At 75.3% G+C, this 18,538-nt stretch carries 8 protein-coding genes and 1 pseudogene; 3 read left to right on the top strand and 6 right to left on the bottom strand.

Annotation, left to right across the window (positions count from 1 at the left end):
- The 6 genes from JNW98_RS29680 to JNW98_RS29655 form a co-directional block, all read right to left on the bottom strand.
- Nucleotides 1-1,031 (bottom strand): class I SAM-dependent methyltransferase (locus JNW98_RS29680; protein WP_223771389.1); only part of this gene is annotated, 1,031 nt, incomplete at its 3' end.
- Between the two features lie 17 nt (nucleotides 1,032-1,048).
- Nucleotides 1,049-2,248, bottom strand: a complete 1,200-nt coding sequence (locus JNW98_RS29675; protein WP_223771388.1) for a glycosyltransferase — start codon at nucleotides 2,246-2,248, stop codon at nucleotides 1,049-1,051.
- Nucleotides 2,245-3,039, bottom strand: coding sequence for an alpha/beta fold hydrolase (locus JNW98_RS29670; protein WP_223771387.1), 795 nt, complete (start codon nucleotides 3,037-3,039; stop codon nucleotides 2,245-2,247). Before JNW98_RS29670 ends, JNW98_RS29675 begins: the two co-directional genes overlap by 4 nt.
- Nucleotides 3,036-3,356, bottom strand: coding sequence for an acyl carrier protein (locus tag JNW98_RS29665; RefSeq protein WP_223771386.1), 321 nt, complete (start codon nucleotides 3,354-3,356; stop codon nucleotides 3,036-3,038). The genes JNW98_RS29670 and JNW98_RS29665 overlap by 4 nt, the downstream gene beginning before the upstream one ends.
- Nucleotides 3,353-8,338, bottom strand: a complete 4,986-nt coding sequence (locus tag JNW98_RS29660; protein WP_372459350.1) for a beta-ketoacyl synthase N-terminal-like domain-containing protein — start codon at nucleotides 8,336-8,338, stop codon at nucleotides 3,353-3,355. Before JNW98_RS29660 ends, JNW98_RS29665 begins: the two co-directional genes overlap by 4 nt.
- A gap of 56 nt (nucleotides 8,339-8,394) precedes the next feature.
- Nucleotides 8,395-15,678 carry a type I polyketide synthase gene (locus JNW98_RS29655; RefSeq protein ID WP_223771384.1) on the bottom strand — a complete coding sequence of 2,428 codons (7,284 nt, stop codon included), beginning with the start codon at nucleotides 15,676-15,678 and terminating at the stop codon, nucleotides 8,395-8,397.
- Nucleotides 15,679-16,165: 487 nt separating this feature from the next.
- On the opposite strand from JNW98_RS29655, the pseudogene JNW98_RS29650 reads away from it, so the two are divergent.
- The 3 genes and pseudogenes from JNW98_RS29650 to JNW98_RS29640 all read left to right on the top strand — a co-directional run bounded on the left by JNW98_RS29650 (nucleotide 16,166) and on the right by JNW98_RS29640 (nucleotide 18,076).
- Nucleotides 16,166-16,903, top strand: a pseudogene (locus tag JNW98_RS29650) (SDR family NAD(P)-dependent oxidoreductase).
- A gap of 162 nt (nucleotides 16,904-17,065) precedes the next feature.
- On the top strand, nucleotides 17,066-17,890 hold the full coding sequence (locus JNW98_RS29645) for a class I SAM-dependent methyltransferase (RefSeq protein ID WP_223771383.1): 825 nt from the start codon (nucleotides 17,066-17,068) through the stop codon (nucleotides 17,888-17,890).
- Nucleotides 17,891-17,893: 3 nt separating this feature from the next.
- Nucleotides 17,894-18,076, top strand: coding sequence for a hypothetical protein (locus JNW98_RS29640; protein WP_223771382.1), 183 nt, complete (start codon nucleotides 17,894-17,896; stop codon nucleotides 18,074-18,076).
- The last annotated feature ends 462 nt before the right edge of the window (nucleotides 18,077-18,538 follow it).

Genomic DNA, 18,538 nt, shown 5'->3' with positions numbered 1-18,538 from the left:
TACGCGTTGGAGAACCGCGTCCGGCGGAGGAGCGGAGCGAGCAGCTGTTCCGCGCCGTACACGCCGGCCAGCAGCGGCACGGCCGACCAGAACAGGGCCGCACGGGCCTTCCGCTGGAGGCCGCTGGGCGGGACGGGGTGCCAGGGTTCGTCGCCGGGCGGCAGGGCGTGCAGGAGGGCGAGGAGCACGGCGCCGGCGAAGTCGAACGGGATGTGCGGCTCGTGCCGTTCGACAGCAACGACGCCATAGCCGAGTGCCTCCAGTTCGCGGCGGAGGTTGGCGAGCGGCATGAGGTGCAGGTGCTGTGGCTGGAAGTACGGGAACCACCAGCGGCCCAGGACCGCGCTCGCCAGGCACTCCGGGTCCGGCACCTCGATGATGAGGTGCCCGCCGGGGGCGAGGACCGTGCGGGCGGCGGTCAGTTCCGCGCGCGGGTCGGTGGTGTGCTCCAGGTAGTGGAACATGCTCACCGTGTCGTACGCGCCCTCCAGCTTGGGGGCGAGGTCGGTGAGGAGGCCGCGGTGCGCCTCGGTGATCCGCCCCTGGCGCCGGGCCTCCTCAACCCCGTCGCCGACGTCGAGGCCGTCGAAGACGGTGGCCGGGTGGACCGTTCCGGCCGTCCCGGGGAAATGGCCGTGTCCGGTGCCGACGTCCAGCCACCGGCGGGCGGTGCCGAACGGGAGGAGTGCGCGGGCACTGGCGAGGTAGCGCTTGCGACTGCCCTTGCTGTCGAAGATCCACGCCGTCGTCTCGCTGCCCAGGCCGTCGTAGAAGTCCCGGTAGTAGAAGTCCAGTCCCTCAGGCGTGAGCCGGGGGTTCTGGAAGGAGTGGGAGCAGGCGCGGCACTGGTCGATCACGAAGGTGCCGGGCTTGTGCTGGATCAGGTCGACGGTGCGCAGCCGGGTACGCAGGCGGGAGGAGCCGCACCAGGGGCAGGCGGTGCGCCTCGGTTCGTGGAAGCGGTCGGTGCCGCGGGCGAGTTCGCGCTGGTAGTCGACACGGAGCCGGTCTACTTCCTGGGTCCGGTTCATGGTCTCCCCGGTTCTCCTCATCGGGTGGGGGCGGATGGGGGCGCGGCGTCGGCCCAACGTACGGCGGTCTCTTCGAGGTGCGCGGCGGCCGCGGCGGCGCCTCCCGCGGCGCGGAAGGAGTTTTGGACGCGGTGGGCTGCCGCGCGGTACCCGGGCTCGGTGAGCACGGCGTCCAGTGCGGCACCGACCGCCTCGCGGTCCGCGCGGCCGAACCGGATCCGGATCCCGGCACCGGCCGTGGTGACCTGTGCGGCGATCACGGGCTGGTCGTCCCGGATGGGGGCGACGACCAGCGGCACCCCGTGCAGCAGGGACTCCGCGACGGTGTTGTGCCCGGCGTGGCAGACCACGGCCGACGCCCGCCGCAGCAGGGCGAGTTGCGGCATGCTCGGCACGGCCAGCACGGTGTCGTCCGAGGTGCCGGCGAGCACCCCGCCCGGGTCGGCGACGACGGCCTGGAGGTGCGGTGACCGGTCCCGTACGGCCGCCGCGCACTCGGTGAGGAATCGGCCGCCGAGGTCGGTGTTGGCGGTGCCGAGGGACACCAGGACGGTGTGCCGTGCCGCGTCGAGCCACTCCCGGGGGAAGGGCGCGGTGTCGGGCCGCCGGGCGAGGGCGGGTCCTACGAAGCGGGTCTGCGGGGGCGCGGCGGACGCGTCCGCCAAGACGGTGGTGGTGAAGGCGAGGACGAGGTCGGGCGAGAAGCGGAGGTCGTGGGTGCGTGCCGGGTCGCCGAGCGTGGCGCGCAGTCCGGCCAGCAGCCCGTGGATCCATTCCGCCACCTTCGGCATGCCGGCGAGGGCTGCGGAGAACTCGGCGGAGGTGGTGGCGGAGGTCGCGTAGGGGATGCCGAGCCGCTCGGCCGTCAGGGCGCCGGCGAGTGCCTGCTGGTCGGCGACGATCACGTCCGGGTGGAAGGCGGCGGCGGCCCGTTCCACCCCGGGCGCCATCGCCGTGGCGAGCGGGACGAGGAAGTCCTGCCACAGGAAGCGCAGCGCCGCGGCCCCGCGCAAGTCGGGCGGCCGGTGGAGGTCGCGGGGCGCCTCGCAGGGGTGGATCTCGGCGCCGGGCCCCGCCAGTTCCCCGACGGGCCCGGGGAGCCCGGCCCAGGCGACCCGGTGTCCGCGCCGGGTGAGTTCGGCGGCCACCGCGGCGGCCGGGTTGATGTGTCCGACGAGCGGCGGCACGACGAAGAGGAACCGTCTCGGCCGCCTCATACGCGCACCGCCTCCGACCGGTGCCGGTGCCCGTCGCGGATCCAGTCGAGCAGGAGTGTCCCAATGGTCCGGGGGGCGTTCACGAGGACGGAGTGGCCATGGCCCGCGATCCGGTGGGTGCGGCAGTCGGGGAGCAGGGACTCCAGCCACGGTGCCGTGCCGGCGAGGTCGGAGGTGCTGCCGTACACCGCGAGGACGGGCAGGTCGAGCTCCCGCCAGCGTTCCTCGGCGGGGATCCGGCTGGCCGCGATGTCGGCGGCGATCGTCGTCTCCTGCAGCAGCGGGCGGGCCTGGCGGACCAGCCGGGCCGAGTGCCGGCCGTAGTTCCGCTCGATCCAGGGCAGGGCGCGCGCGTCGTGGAGGCTGCCCGCGGAGTCCGCGAGGATTCCGCTCATCTTCGCGGCCCAGGCCACGGTGGGCGGCTCGGACTCCACCACGACGAGGCCGGCGACGCGGTTGGGGTGGCGCAGGGCGTAGTCGAAGGCGACGGTGCCACCGAAGGAGTTCCCGACGAGGTGGACGGGACCGGTGGTGTCCAGGCCGTCGACGAGGGCGGCGAGGTCGCCCGTGAAGTCCTCCAGCCGGTAGCCACCGGCGGGGCGTTCGCTGCGGCCGTGGCCGCGCTGGTCGTACATCACCACGTCGTGGCCCGCCTCGGCGAGCGCCGCGGCCACGGTGAAGTAGTAGCTGGTCAGGTTGTCCGTGGCGATGCCGTGGACCAGGACGGCGGTGTTCCCGCCGGAGGGTCCGACGCGGACGACGTTGAGGCGGGGGCGGCGGGCCGTCGTCACCTCGTACGCCCCGCGATGTAGCGGACCAGCCGCCCGGCGGAGAGCTCGATGACCTCGGTGAGTTCGAGGGAGGCGAAGAAGGCCGGGAAGTCGACCCGGTCGCCGTAGCGGCGGCCGAGCTCGGCGGTGAGGGTGACCAGGTCGATGGACTCCAGGTCGAGGTCCTCGACGAAGCGGGTGTCCATGGTGACGGCCGTGCCCTCCAGCGCGAGTTCGGGGATGACGGCGTGCAGGGCCTCCGTGAGTGCGGCGAGGACGGCGCGCTCGTCGGTCCCGGGGAGGGGGGTGACGGCGTCGGGCGTGGGGGTGGTGGTCATGAGGGACTCTCCTCGTGGTGCTGCCGGTGGGCGTCCTCGGTCCAGGCGACGACGTAGCGGCGGGGCGGCAGGCCCGCCGGGTTGCCGGTCTCGGCGAGGGACACGGAGTGGGTGCGGCCGGAGGGCGTGCGGACCGTCATCCGGTCGCCGTCCGCGGCGGTGACGCGGAAGTCGCGCGGCCTGCCGTGCAGACCGGTGCCCTCGGCCTTGGCCGCGGCCTCCTTGGCCGTCCAGAAGCGGGTGAGGACGCGGGCGCCGCCGCCGAGGCGGTCGTGGAGCGGGAGTTCCCCGGGGGCCAGGACCGCGTCGCGGGTGGCCTCCGGCCGCTCGGTGATCTCCTCGATGTCGATGCCGACGCCGACGCCGACGCCGATGCCTGCGCCTGTGCCGACGCCGGTGCCTGTGCCGGTGCCGGTGCCCGCGGGCGTGCTGCGCGCCGGGCGTACCAGGGCGACCGCCGCTTCCGCGCAGTGGGCGAGGGACAGGGCCAGGGGCGGCAGTTCGCGGCCGTGTACCCCTTCCGGGTACGGCCGGCCGGTGTCGTCGTTGCGCACCCGGATCTCGGCGGGGAACACGGGACCCGCGCCGTGCCGCCACAGGTGGTGGCGTACGGCGTCCTTGGCGGCGATCCGGCCGAGCAGCCACTGCGCTCTGCCGCGCGCCGGTCGGGCCGCGTAGGCGTCGCGTTCGGCGCCGCCCAGCACGTTGCGCATCGCCAGGTCGCGGGAGGCCGAGTCGCGCCAGTGCTCGAAGACCAGGTGCCAGCCGCCGGGCTGGATCCGGGCGAGGGCGCTCTCCCCGGGCCTGCGCCGGATCGCGTCGGCCGCGGGCGGCGAGTCGAACCGACGGTCCTCCCAGCCGGTGATCTCGCACCAGACGGTTCCGCGGTGGCTTTCGCGGTGGCTTCCGCGGTGGCTTTCGCGGTGACTGAGCTGGACGTCCGCCGCCAGCCGGGTATCGGTGAGGTCGGTGATGCGGACGTGGCAGTCGAGGCGCTCGCCCGCGGTGGGTTCCGGGCCGTGGAACCGGATCTCGCGGATCCCGACCGGCAGGACCACCGTGCGGTCGGCACGGGTGGCCATCAGCCAGTAGCCGAGGAGCTGTCCGGCACTGTCGAGTAGCGCCCCGGGCGCGGGCGGTGCCGTGAGCACACCCCGGACGTGCCGCGCGCCGATCCCCGTCACCGCGGTGACACCCTGGAACAGCGGGCCATGGAACATCCACCGCTCCTCGTACATGCGCCGGGCGGACACGGTGGGCGCCTCCTCACCGCCCGGCACGCTCCAGCGGGCGGGCGGCGCCGGGTGGCGGGGCGCCGTCTCGGTCTCGGCGCGCGCGTACGTACCGAAGTCCACGGAGTGGCTGCCCGGCCGCCCGGGGACGCTCCGGACGGTCGTGGTCACGTCGACGGCGGGCTCGGCGACCAGCCAGGAGAGGAAGCGGGCGCCGCGGACGGCGACCGTGACACCGACGCTGCCGGACGCGGCCACCGCGTCGGTCATGTGCCGGATCATGGTTGTCGCGGGGACGACGGGCCAACGGTCACCGACATCGGGCCAGTCCGGCCGCTGGTGGTAGAAGCAGTGGTCGACGAGGTAGGGCATGGTGTCGAGGGCCACGCGGAGCGTGGTGTCCTGTACGGACTCCGCCGCACGGGACGACAGCCCCGGCCCGGAGCCGCCCCCGGCCTCCACGACCGCCTCCGGCCGGCGGGGAGCCGCTGCGACCGGGCGGGGGACGACCGGTCCCCCGGCCACGTCCTCGGACGCCGGACGGGGCGTCGGCGCGAGCGCGCCGGGAGTCGAGGACGCGACGTCCGGGACCGCGCCCGCCCACCGAGGAGCCCCCGAGGCCGGACGGGAAGCGGGGCCTCCGGCCGCGTCCTCGGCCTCCGCGCGGGCCGCCGGCGCAAGCGTGCCGGAGGCGGAGGAGGTGGCGCCCGGGACCGCGTCCGACCGCCGGGCAGCCGCCGGGTCCGGGCGCAGGACGGGACCTCCGGCCGCATCCCCGGACGTCGAACGGGCCGCCGGCGCAGGCGTACCGGGGACGGAGGACACGGCATCCGCACCGGGAGCGGAATGCGCGACCCCCGCGCCGGGGGCGGAGGACTCGGCAGCCACCCCGGTAGCCGGGTGCGCGGCGGCCGCGGCGGCAGCCGAGTGTGCCGCGAAGAGGGCCGCGGCCGTGTCGGCCGTCTCGGTCAGCAGGGCGCGCAGCTCGGCCGCCTCCGGGAATCGCCGCGCTGCGGCGTCGAGTCGGCCGCTGCCGGGCGTCTCCGCGCCGGTGAGCGCGGCGCGCAGGTCCGTGCGCAGCCGGTCCCTGGTGGCCGGGTCGAGGTGGACCGGGCCGGCGTCCAGGCCGAGGCGTACGCCCGGGTGGGCAGGTGCCGCGGGTGGCAGCGGGACGGTGCCGGCGGAGCGGCTTCCGCCGGGGGCCAGGGCGGTGAAGTCGGGTTCCGCTCCGTACGCCCACAGGCCGGCCGCCGCCCGGCGCAGATGGCCGAGGCCGTCGCCGCCGGCGCCCCCGACCGTGACCGCCAGGTGCTCGCGGTCGGCGAGGATGTCGTCGACGAGGGCGGGCAACTGGCCCTGCCCCACCTGGATGAAGGCCCGGAACCCGGCCGCATGGAGGGATGCCACGAGGCCGCGGAAGCGGACGGGCTCGAGGAGGTGACGGATCGTCAGGTCACGGACGTCCGCCTCTCCCTCCGGGAACGGCGCGCAGGTGGTGCCCGACCAGACCGGCACCGAAGGGCGGTGCAGGGTGAAGCGCCCCATCGCCTCCCGGATCGGCCCGAGGTAGGGCGCCAGCATGGGCGTGTGGAAGCCGGACGCGAAGGGCAGCGTACGGCCGAGGACACCCGCGCGGCGCAGCCGTTCCGCGACCTTCTCCACCTGGGCCGCGGGGCCGCAGGCCACGGACTGGTGCGGGGCGTTGTCGTGGGAGAGGACCACGCCGCCGATCCCGGCCATGGCCGCCTCCACCTGCCCCGCGGGCGCTCCGAAGGTCACGAAGACCAGGTCGGGGACCCGCAGGGACAGGGGATCGAAGTCCCGCAGGAAGGCGTCCACTTCCTTGTCGGCGAAGATCCCGCCGACGGCCATGGCGGTCCACTCCCCCACGCTGTGCCCGGCCAGCGCGTCGGGGGCGATGCCGCAGCGGCGGAGCGCGGCGGCCAGGAGCCGGCCGAGGTCGACGACGGCGGCGCCGTGTTCGCCGACGGCGCCGACGCGGGCCTGCTGCCAGGCGGGGAGTGGCAGCCCAAAGTGCCGGGCGACGTCCTCGCCTTGGGGTGTGAATCCGGCCTCCAGGCCGGGGAAGAGGAAGGCGGTACGGCCGCCGGCCGGCCCGAGCGGCGGCCGGGGCGCGAACCACACCTCGCGGCGGCCTCCCCAGGCCGTGCCGCGGGCGACCACCTTGCGGGCCAGGGCGAGACGGCCGGCGCCGGGCCCGGCCACGGCCAGCCGGACGCCTCCGGCGCCGACTTCCGGGGCGGCACGCAGCCGGGCGTCCTCGCCGTCGAGAAGCGCGCGCAGTTCCTCCGTCGTGTCCGCCGCGATCCGCAGGACCGGCTCGGGCTCGTCGACCCGGAGCACCGCGGACGCGGACGCGGGCCGTCTCTTCGCCGCTGCGGGGCGGAACTCCTCCAGCACCACGTGGGCGTTGATGCCGCCGAAGCCGAAGGCGTTGACTCCGGCCCGGCGCACCTCGGTCCTGGCGTCGGCCTCCCAGGGGCGTGCCACCGGCGACGGGCGGAAGCGGGTGGCGAGCAGCTCGGGGTGGGGGTCGTCGCAGTGCAGGGTGGGCGGCAGTACGCGGTGGTGGAGGGCCAGGGCGGCCTTGACCAGTCCGGCGGCGCCCGCCGCGGGCATGGTGTGCCCGATCATCGACTTGACCGACCCGATGACCGCGTCCGGTTCACGCGATGAGCCGAACACCCGCCGCAGCGTGGTGATTTCTGCGGTGTCACCGTTGGGCGTTCCGGTGCCGTGCGCTTCCAGCAGACCGATCGCGCCGGGCGCGGCGGGGTCGAGGCCGGCCGCCTCCCAGGCGAGTCGGACCGCCCGCGTCTGGCCGTCCGGGTCCGGGTTCACCAGGGCCGCGGCGCGCCCGTCGCCGGCCACGCCGGTGCCCCGGACCACCGCGTACACCCGGTCGCCGGCGCGGACGGCGTCGGCCAGCCGCTTGAGGACGAGCACGGCGGTGCCCTCGCCCATCAGCACACCGTCCGCGTCCCGGTGGAAGGGGCGGATCCGTTGGCTCGGGGAGAGGGCGCCGAGCCGGGCGAACACCGACCACAGGGTCACGTCGTGGCAGTGGTGCACGCCGCCGGCGAGCATCACGTCGCAGCGCCCCGCGGCCAGCTCGCCCACGGCCTGCGCGACCGCCAGCAGGGACGAGGCGCAGGCCGCGTCGACCGTGTAGGCGGGGCCGCGCAGGTCGAGCCGGTTGGCGATGCGGGACGCGGCGAAGTTGGGGACCAGGCCGATGACGGCCTCGGGGCTGTCCGGCCCGAGGGCCTCCTCGAAGGCGGTACGGACCCGGGCCAGCCGCTCGGCGCCGAGCTCGGGCAGCAGCTCCCCCAGGGTGCGCGTCAACTGACCGGCGGTACGCACGCGTTGGTCGAGCCGCGCCAGCCCAGGAGTCAGGTAGCCGCCGCGCCCCAGCACCACTCCCACTCGTGCGGGGTCCACCGCGGCGAGGCCGCCCGCGTCGGCGATGGCGGCGGCGGCCGTCCGCAGGGCGATCAGCTGGTCGGGCTCGGTGGCCGGGACGGAGTCCGGCATGATGCCGAAGGCGGCGGGGTCGAAGCCGGCGAGCCGGTCGTCGACGAAGCCGCCGCGCCGGCAGTAGATGGCGCCGGAGCGGTACTCGTCCTCGTCCCAGCGCCCCGGCGGCACCTCGGTGACGGCGTCCACGCCGGTGCGGAGATTGTGCCAGTAGCGGTCCAGGCCGTCCGCGCCCGGCAGCACGACCGCCATGCCGGTGACGGCCACCGGTTCCTGTACCGGGTTCCCGGATCGGCCGCGGTCCACCCTCACCACCCCGGAGCGGCGTGGACGACCTCGCACGTGTCGTCGTCGCCGTGGGCCAGCTCGCGCAGCAGGGCGAGCGTCCCCTCCCTGGGGTCGATCAGGCCGATGCCGCGCCGGGCGTACTCCCGGGCGAGTTCCGGGCCGACCATCCCGCCGTGCGTGTCGTCCGGGGCCCACGGCCCCCAGTGGACGGTCACCGTCCGCGAGCCCGTGGCGCGGTGCCACGCCCGGCCCTGGGCGGCGAGGGCGTCGTTGGCGGCGGCGTAGTCCGCCTGGCCCCGGTTGCCGTGCACGGCCGCGACGGAGCCGAACAGCACGGTGAAGCGCGGCGGTTCGGGGAGCCGGCGCAGCGCGGCGAAGAGCGTGCGGGCGCTCTCCGCCTTGGTGTCGTGGACGCGGGTGAAGGAGGCCGGGTCCTTGTCGGCGATGAGTCTGTCCTCGATGACGCCGGCGGCGTGCACGAGGCCGTCGACGCGTCCGTGCCGGGCGTGGATCTCCTTGACCGTCTGCCCGACGGCCTCCGCGTCCCGCAAATCGACGGAGCGGTATCCGGCCTGGCCGCCGGCCGCGCGGACCGCGGTGAGGGTCGCCTCGATCTCGCGGCGGGCCAGGACGAGGCCGGCCTGCCGGTCGATCTCGGCGGGGCTGAGCCCGCCGCGTCCGCCGTGCCCGCCGTTTCCGCCGTGCCCGCCTCGCCCGGCGAGCGCGGACCGCAGCGCCGCGCGCCCGGTGACGCCCGCGAGGTCCGGCGGCTCGGGAGTGTCGGACAGGCGCGTACGGCCGAGCAGTTCGACCCGGCAGCGGGCGGCCGACGCGAAGGCGACGGCGACGCGCGCCGCGATGCCGCGCGCCCCGCCCGCGAACAGCAGGACGGACTCCGGGCCGAGCCCGAACGCCGTGGCGGCGCGCTCCGCCGTGGACTCGTCATCGGTGAGCAGCGGGCCCAGCGGGGCCTCCCGCGGCTCGACGCCGAACCGCCGGCCGTCGTCGGTGCGGACGACGACGGGTTCCCGGTCGGGGGCGAAAAGTTCCGCGACGATCGCGGCCGCCGCGCCACCGGCGTCCGGCCCGCCGGGCAGGGTCACCAGGCGGGCGGCCGTGTCCGGGTACTCGCGGGCGGCGGTACGGAGGAAACCGCCCAGTCCGTCGGCCCGTTCGCCGTCCTCGGCCCACCGTACGCACAGCAGGTGGCGCGGTCCGCGTCCCAGCAGGTCCTTGAGGAGGGGGAAGGCTCCCGGCAGTACGGGCCCGGCGCGCTCCCCGGCGGGCCCGTCCAGCAGGATCACCGCGCCCGGCGGCCGGGACGGGTCGTCGGAACGGGTGGCGCGCGCTCCCAGCTCCCCGAGCCGGGCGAGGAGCGCCCCGACGGTGGCGTCGCCGCCGCCCAGCACGAGGACGCGCGTGTCCCGCAGGTCCGGGAAGCCGTTCGGCGGCGCGGTCTCGTCCAGGGCCACGTTCCTCAGCACGTACCGCCGGGGCGCGACGCCGGCCGGTTCCGTCGCCGCCGTGTCGTCCGGCTCCCGCCCCGTGTGCGCGGTGACGGTCTCCGCCGCTGCCGGACTGCCCGTGTGGGCGTCCATCCACTCCACGATCGACGCCGCGGTCCGGGCCCGGGTCAGGGCCTCCAGGTCCGCATCGTCCGGGATCCGCGCACCCGTGCCGGCAAGCCGTCTCGCCAGTTCGCCCGCGATCTCCGTCCGCTTGATCGAGTCCACGCTCAGGTCCGCTTCGAGGTCGAGCTGGGGGTCGAGCATCTCGACGGGGTAGCCGGTCCGTTCGCTGATGACCGACAGCACCGTGTGCAGGATGTCGCGCTCGGCGGCTGCCGCGGGAAGGGCCGCCGCTGTCGGCTCGGCCGCCGGCTCGGCCGCTCTCGCCGCCGGGACGGCGGCCGGTTCCGGCAGCGGCTCCAGGACCCGCGGCGGCTCCGGGGCCGGCGGCGGGACGGCCGCCGTCCCGCCGAAGTACGTCAGCAGGACGTCGCGCTGCGCCGCGATCAGCTCCCGGCCGCCCCGCAGGAAGTCCTGGAGGAGAGCCGTCCGGTCCACCCCTCCGGTCCCGTTCGCTCCGGCGCCGCTCGGGGCCGGTGCCGGCGGCGCGATCGGGCGGGCGGGCCGCATCCCTCCCGGGAGCGGCTCGCCGTCCGCGGTGCGGACCAGGTGCCCGTCCACGATCCAGCCGGGCCGCTCCGGCGCCCGCCCGGGCTCGGCCTCCACCGCGTCCCGGCCCGCGAACAGCGCTTCCGCGTCGACGTGGACGCCCCCCGAGACCGCCAGCCGGGCCAGCGCCTCCAGGTGGCCGCGCAGCCCGGCCTCGGGGTGCGGCTCGAAGGGGACGGCGAGGTGCGGCCGGTCGCCGAGGGTGGCGCGTACCAGGCCGGTGAGTACGGTGCCCGGGCCTGCTTCGACGAAGACCCGCGCCCCGGCCTCGTACATCGCCTCGATCTGCTCGGCGAAGCGCACCGGCGCGGTGATCTGCCCGGCGAGGCGGGACCGCAGCTCCGCGGGGTCCGCCGGGTGGCGGGTGGCCGTCAGCCCGGACCACACCGGGATCTCCGGCGCCCGCAGCGGGCGGGAGGCGAGCGCCTCGGCGAAGGTCTCGGCCGCGCCGGCCATCATCGGGCTGTGGAAGGCACACGCCACGTCGAGCGGCCGTACGCCGAATCCGGCGCCCTCCAGGGCCGCCGCTCCCTGGCCCACCGCCCGGCTGGGCCCCGAGATCGTGGTCTGGGACGGGGAGTTGCGCCCCGCTACCACCACATCACCGAGAAGCCCGGCCCCGGCCAGTACGGCCTCGACCGCGTCCGCCCCCGCCGTGACGGCGGCCATCGTGCCCGGCTCGTCCCCGGCCGCGCTCTGCATCGCCTCGGCGCGCAGCTCGCTCAGCTCCGGCAGGTCGGCGGCGGGGAACGCGTCGGCCACGCACAGCGCCACGAGTTCCCCGTAGGAGTGGCCCGCCACCATGTCGGGCCGGACGCCGAGCCGCGACAGCACGTCGTGAACGGCCAGTCCGGCGGCGCCCAGGGCGGGCTGGGCCCGCCGGGTGTCGGCGAGCCGGGCCCGCTGCGCGTCCCGCTCGGCCGGCTCGAACGCGGCCGGCGGGAACATCGCGGCGACCGGGGCGCAGCGCAGGTGCTCGTGCGTCTCCGGGAAGGCCGTGAACAGGTCGGCCAGCATGCCGGGCCGCTGGCTGCCCTGCCCCGGGAAGAGGAAGGCGAGCTTGCCGACCGGGGGTCCGGTGATGGGCTTGGGGGTGCACGCCTCGGCTCGGGAGGTGAGGGTGCCGCGCTCGGCTCTGGGAGGGTGGCCGTTCCCCTCGGCCCTGGAGGTAGGGACGTTGTGCTCGGCCTCGGGAGTGAGGGCATTCCCCTCGGCCTTGGAATCGCGGTCGTCTCCCTCGGCCTCGGGAGCAAGGGCATGGCGCTCGACTTCGGGAGGGCGGCTGTTCTCCTCGGCCCCGGATGTGAAGGCGTTGCGCTCGGCCTTGGAAGGGTGGCCGTTCCCCTGGGCCTCGGAGGTAGAGACGTCGCGCTCGGCCTCGGGAGCGCGGCCGTCCCCTTCGGCACCAGGACTGAGGGCGTCGCGCTCGCCCCCGGAAGCACGGTCGCCCCCCTCGACCCCCGGAACGAAAGCGCTTCCCCCGGCCTCGGAAGCGAGCGCTTCGCGCTCCTCCCCGGCGGTGAAGACGCCCGGCGCCGCGCGGCCCGCCAGCGCGGCCCTGAGCAGGCCGGGGAGTTCGGCGAGGTCGGCGGCGACCACGGCCGCGGTGACCGGCCCGGCGGCCGGGTCCGCGGCCCGGCGCGCCGCCGCGCGCGCCAGGTCGCGAAGGCGCCAGGGCCGCCACCGGGCCGCGCCCGATCCGTCCGCTCCAGCCTCCGCCCCCGCCTCCAACCCCGTCTCCGCCAGCTTCAGCAGCTCCTCGACGGCCGCCTCGCCCCGGAACAGGAACAGCTCGGCCGGCCAGGCATCGGCGGTCTGACGTGGCGGCACATTCTCATCACACCCACGCAGCACCACATGAAAGTTGGTACCGCCGAAACCGAAGGCGCTCACGCCGCCCACCCGTTCCCCGGACGGCACGGCCCAGGGCAGGGCCCGCCGGTGGAAGGCGAACGGGCTGCTCTCCGGCCGCCACGCCGGGTTGGGCCGCCGGATGTGCAGGGTGGGCGGGCGCACCCCGGTGTACAGCGCCAGGGCCGTCTTGATGAGGCCGGCGAGACCGGCCGCGCACTTCGTGTGGCCGATCTGCGACTTCACCGAGCCGATCACGCACCCGCCGGGTTCGGCCCCGGATTCCCTGAACACTTCGGTGAGGACGTCGAGTTCGGTACGGTCGCCAACCACCGTACCGGTGCCGTGCGCCTCGACGAGGCCGACCCGGGCCGGTGCGATCCGGGCTTGGGCGTAGGCCCGCTCCAACGCCGTGCGCTGGCCCTCCGGCCGCGGCGCGGTCAGGCCGCGCGAGCGCCCGTCGCTGGCGGAACCGACGCCCTTGACGACGGCGTAGACCCGGTCACCGTCCCGCCGCGCGTCGGCCAGCCGTTTGAGCACGACGCACGCGACGCCCTCGCCCAGGGCGATGCCGTCGGCCCCGACGTCGAAGGTCCGGCAGCGGCCGGTGGGGGACAGCGCGTGCACGGACGAGAAGAGGACGTAGTCGTTGATGCCGTTGTGCAGGTCGGCGCCGCCACACAGGACGAGGTCCGCCGCGCCCGACGTCAGCTCCTTGCAGGCGGCGTCGAGGGCGGCCAGCGAGGAGGCGCAGGCGGCGTCCACGGTGTAGTTGGCCCCGCCGAGGTCCAGGCGGTTGGCGATGCGGCCGGAGATGACGTTGGCGAGCATGCCGGGGAAGGAGTCCTCGGTGAGGGTGGGTAGTTGCTCGGCCAGGTCCTCCGGGAGCCGTCCGCCCAGGTAGGACGGCAGGACGGTGCGCAGCGCGGTCGCGTTGGAGAGGTCGCTGCCCGCCTCGGCCCCGAAGATCACGGCGGTGCGGGCGCGCGGGAAGTCGCGCCGCTCGTAGCCCGCGTCGGCGAGGGCGCGCCGGGCCGCTTCCAGGGCGAGCAGCTGCACGGGTTCGACGGAGGCGAGCGAGGCCGGCGGAATGCCGAAACGCAGCGGGTCGAAGGGGATCCCCGGCAGGAAGCCGCCCCACCGGGAGGCCGAGGTGTCGTGCGCGGGCGCTTCCGGGCCGTGGTGGAGGGCCGGGTCCCAGCGGCTCGCGGGCACTTCGGTCACGGCGTCCGCGCCGGCGAGGATCTGGGCCCAGAAGGCGGGCAGGTCGGGGGCGCCGGGGAACATGCCGGCCATGCCGACGATCGCGACGTCGAGCGGCGGCGCGGGGTCCCGGGTGGCGCGGGGCGGCGCGGCGCCGGCCAGCTCCGCGGCGCGCCGCTCGTGGAAGGCGACCGCCCGGTCCGTCACGGCTCGGTGCAGCTCGGCCACGGTCGTGGTGGCGTCGCGGAGCACCGCGACCTCCCCGGCCATGAACATGCCCTCGTCGAGCTGCCGTTCCTCCCCCACCGGGCGGAGTCCGTCGTCGCCGCGCTCGACGCCCTTGGCGGCGATGCGCAGCCGTCCCAGGTTGAGCCGTTCCAGCCGCTCCCATGCCTCCCGTCCGCGGATGCCCTGCCGGCGCAGGTCTTCCTGGCGCCTGCGGTAGGTGTCGGTGAACGGGCTGGGTACGCAGCGGGTGACGTGGCCGGGGGCGGTGTCCAGCAGGACGGTGCTCTCCGCGGCGAGCACCGTGTGCTGGAAGCCCGGCCGGACGGCGCCGCACTCCACCGCCTCGCGGGTGAAGAGGTACGCGGTGCCCATGAGGACGCCGACGGCGGCACCGCGCCGGGTGATCCCGGCGGACAGGGCCGCGACCATGGCCGCCGAGCGCTCGTCATGGATCCCGCCGGCGAACAGCACTTCGATTCCCGGTGGTTCGTCCGGCTCCCGCCGGTGGCGGTCGTCGAGAAACCGTTCCAAGACGTCGAGTTGCGCCTCCCAGAGCGGGAAGGAGTTGCTGGGGCCGACATGGCCGCCGCACTCGGCGCCCTCGAAGACGAAGCGCCGGGCCCCCGCGTCGAGGAACTGCCCGAGCAGCCCGGGCGTCGGGGTCTGCAGGAAGGTGCGGACGCCATGGGCTTCCAGGGCGGCGGCCTGCGCGGGGCGGCCGCCGGCGAGGACGGCGTGGGTGGGCCGGAGTTCGCGGACGGCGTCGAGCTGGGCGCGGCGCACCTCCTCCGGCGCGAAGCCCAGGATGCCGACACCCCAGGGCCGCCCGGCGAGCGCGTCCCTGGTCTCCTCCAGGAGGGACCTGGTCCGCTCGGGGCCGGAGAGGGCAAGCGCGAGGAACGGGAGGCCGCCGCTCTCCGCGACGGCCGCGGCGAAGCGGGCCTGGTCACTGACCCGGGTCATCGGTCCCTGGGCGACGGGGAGTTCGGTGCCGAACGAGCGGCTCAGGGCGGATCCGGGACGGAGCGCGTCGGCGGCGCCGGGGGCCCGGAATACCTGCTCGACGCCCTCGCGGACGGCCCGTACCGCGTCGCCCACCGTGCGGTGGTCCCGGGCGAAACGACGGGCGAGGAAGGCGTCCTGCCCGAGCGGGACGGGACGTTCCCGTAGCTCCGCGGAGAGACCCGGCCGGTCGCGGTCCAGCAGGCGCCGCCCACCGCTCAGGACCGTGCCGGTGCCGTCCGCCGTGCGCAGCAGGCGGGCGAGCGCGGGCGGGGTGGCCGCTTCGGCCAGCAGCGCGAGCTGGACGTCGAGGACGACGCCGGCGGCACCGGCGAACACGGCCGCCGCAGCGGTGTTCGGCCCGACGCCGCCGCACGCCCAGACAGGAACGTCGGTCTCTGTGTCGGCGAGCAACTGCTGCAGCAGAACGAAGGTGGACAGTTCGCCGGCCGGCCCCCCGCACTCGCTGCCGCGCGCGACGAGGCCGGCCGCCCCCGCCCGTACCGCGGCCCGTGCCTCCGCGCGGGAGCGGACCTCGGCCAGGACGGTGACGCCGGTCCCCCGGTCCGCGGGCGGGCGGGCGCCGGGGGCGAGCAGGACGGTGTGCGGCCCTGGGGCGTGCCGGTCGTGGAGCCCGTCCGGCAGGAGCGCACAGCCTCCCTCGACTCGCACCCCGAAGTCACCGCCGGTCCAGCGGCGGACGAGTACGAGGGCTTCGCGGGCGCGCCGGCCCCCGTCGCCGAGGTCGAGGACCCCGAGCCCGCCGGCTCTGCGGACGGCCGCGACGAGTCGCGGGTCGGCCTCCCCGAAAGGACTGACACCGATCACGGTTGTCTGCACCACGAAGGCGGCTCCCCACAAGGGACACTGAACCTGGACCCTGCCGGAGGAGCCGGAGGCGCGACGCTCACTCACGCCCCCGCAGTCGCTTGCGCCTCCGCAGCAAACGTTCCGGATCAACCTTCCACGCTCGCGACGGTGGGACAAGTCAGGTCGCAGGGCGCACAGTTGCACACACGAGAATCCGTCAGCGCTCGCGCATCATATTCCGCTTGACAACGGACCTCAATACCGCATCCCCAACGGGCAGTTGCTCACCTCCCGCACTCACACCCCCACCCCCGCCCGGTCACCGAAACACAGCCGGCACCGGAGGGGTCTCCCCTGTCCTCAGGTTGACGGAACGACACGGGGCACCCCCGCGCAGCCGGGGCCGCCGGCACCCCGGGGAGGCCCGGCGGAACCGGGCCCGCTCCCCTTGGTCCACGGGTGGACGGAGCACCCGTGGCAGGGTGGTCGTGACGTGACCGGCGAGGACCTGGAGGAACGGATGAGCGGCACGGCACGGTCGGTAGTGGTCAGCGGCGGCGGTACGGGTATCGGACGGGCCATCGCCGCCCGTTTCGCGCGGCGGGGCGACCGCGTCACCATCCTGGGGCGGCGCGCCGAGGTGCTGCGCGCGGCGGCCGATGAGATCCAGGGGACGCATCCGGTCCGCGCGGTGACCGTCGACCTGTCCTAGCCCGAGGACATCGAGTCCCGGTTGCCCGAACTGCCCGAGCGGGTCGACGTGCTGGTGAACAACGCCGGCGGACGCGGCACACCGGTGGCCGAGGGCAGCCTGAAGGAGGTCGCCGAGCGGTGGCGGAAGGACTTCGACACCAACGTCCTGCCGGCGGTCCTGCTCACCGAGGCGCTGCTGCCCCGGCTCGCCTCGCCGGGCGGCCGCGTGATCACGATCAGCTCCGTCGCCGCACTGCGCGGCAACGGAGCCTACGGAGCCATGAAGGCGGCTCTGCAGGCATGGAACCACACGCTGGCAGGGCAGTTGGGGCCCCGGGGAGCCACCGCCAACGTGGTCGTGCCCGGTTATGTCGCGGGGACCGAGCTCTTCGGCGGCCCCGCGACCGAGGAGGAACTCGCCCGGAGGCGGGCGCAGACCCTGGTCGGCAGGGTCGGCGAGCCCGAGGACGTGGCCGCGGCCGTCGCCTTTCTGGCCGGGCCGGACGCGGGCTACGTCACTGGCGAGTTCCTCAATGTCAACGGAGGCACGCTGCTGGGGCGTTGAGACCGTGCCCGTTACCGCACGGAGCGCCGTCCGCGACCCGAGCCGGCGCCCCTGGTGGCCGTCGGAGAACTGGCGCGGCCGGCGTCGGCCCATGCCCGCGCCTGTCTGTGACACGACCCGGCCACGGTTCGGGTCGACCATGACGGAAGGAGTCGGATCCAGATGACAGCCAGGTTCAGCCACACGCATCCCACGGAAGGACCGCACCTGAGACCCCGGTTCGGGCTGACGGCCGCCGACTACGCCAAGCACCGGGCGGGCTTTCCCGCGGAGCTGGTACGGCGGCTGCACGGCCACGGCATCGGCCTGCCCGGTCAGCGCGTCGTCGACCTCGGTACCGGAACCGGGTCGCTGGCCCGGCTGTTCGCGCGGGCCGGCGCCGATGTCACCGGAGTGGACCGCGCCGAACAACTACTGACTCAGGCCGCGGAGCTGGACGGCCGGGAAGGGCTGCGCGTCGCCTACCGGGTGGCGGCGGCCGAGGACACCGGACTGCCGGGCGCCTCCTACGACGTGGTGACGGCCGGGCAGTGCTGGCACTGGTTCGACGCCCCCCGCGCGGTCCGGGAAGTCGGAAGGCTGCTTCGGCCGGGCGGACGTGCCGTCATCGCGCACTTCGACATGCTTCCGCTGCCGGGCAATGTGGTGGAGGCGACGGAGCAGCTGATCCGGACCCTCAATCCGGAGTGGACGCTGTACGGGAGCACCGGGCTGTACCCGCGCTGGCTGACCGATCTGGCCATCGGCGGCTTCACCGGGATCGAGACCTTCTCCTTCGATGTGGAGGTGTCCTACACGCATGAGGCGTGGCGGGGCCGCATGCGGGCCAGTGCCGGGGTGGGAGCCAGTCTGCCCCCGGACGGGGTGGCCGCGTTCGACGCCGAACTCGGGCGCATCCTGCGCGACCGCTTCCCGGACGACGTGCTCCGGGTGCCCCACCGCACCTGGGCCGTCCTGGCCACCGCCCCCGGCTCGGCGGGGGGCTGACCCGTGCCGATGCCCTTTCACCTGTCCGCGGGATACAAGGACGAGGTGGTGGCCAAGCGGCTCGGCACCGCCCTGCGTACCTGCCGCGAGCACATCGCCGAGATCTTCGACGATGTGGGTGCCCAGAGCGGATTCCAGGCGGGCTGGTCGGCCCGCGAACGCGCGGTCGGCGCCGCCGGCTCCTGATGGCCCCTGCCAGGGCCCCGCCGGTCGATGTGGCCCGCATTTCCCCACTGGTTCACTACGGTGGCCGTGGCGGGTCGGCATCGGGTACCGACGCAGCCCACAGCCGACCGCCGGAACCCACGGAGATCAATTCCGCCCGTCACCGAAGGAGCCCCCGTGAAAATGCTCATCAACGTCTTGGACCCCAGCGTTCCCGCAGGTCACAGGCGCAATGGGAGTCAGTAGGTCAGCAAAAGGTCAGCAAGGGTACCGGTGACGACCACGAACCAGTCCAACGAGGCCGACCTTTGCCGGGGACAGCCCATGACGCATGGTAATCACCGACCAGTGACCGCTGGATGCAGTTGGCGAAGTCGGCCACTGACCCGCGACCTGCACAGCGTGGCCCGGGCTCCCCGAGGCCAGCCTTCCCTCATCGTGCCAGGTTCCAGCGGTTGTCAGTGAGCTCTTTCAGTGTTGCCA

This window comes from Streptomyces huiliensis, from assembly GCF_020037025.1.
Taxonomy (GTDB): Bacteria; Actinomycetota; Actinomycetes; order Streptomycetales; family Streptomycetaceae; genus Streptomyces; species Streptomyces huiliensis.
Note: the sequence above shows the minus strand (reverse complement) of the source record. Positions and strands in the feature narration are given on the sequence as shown.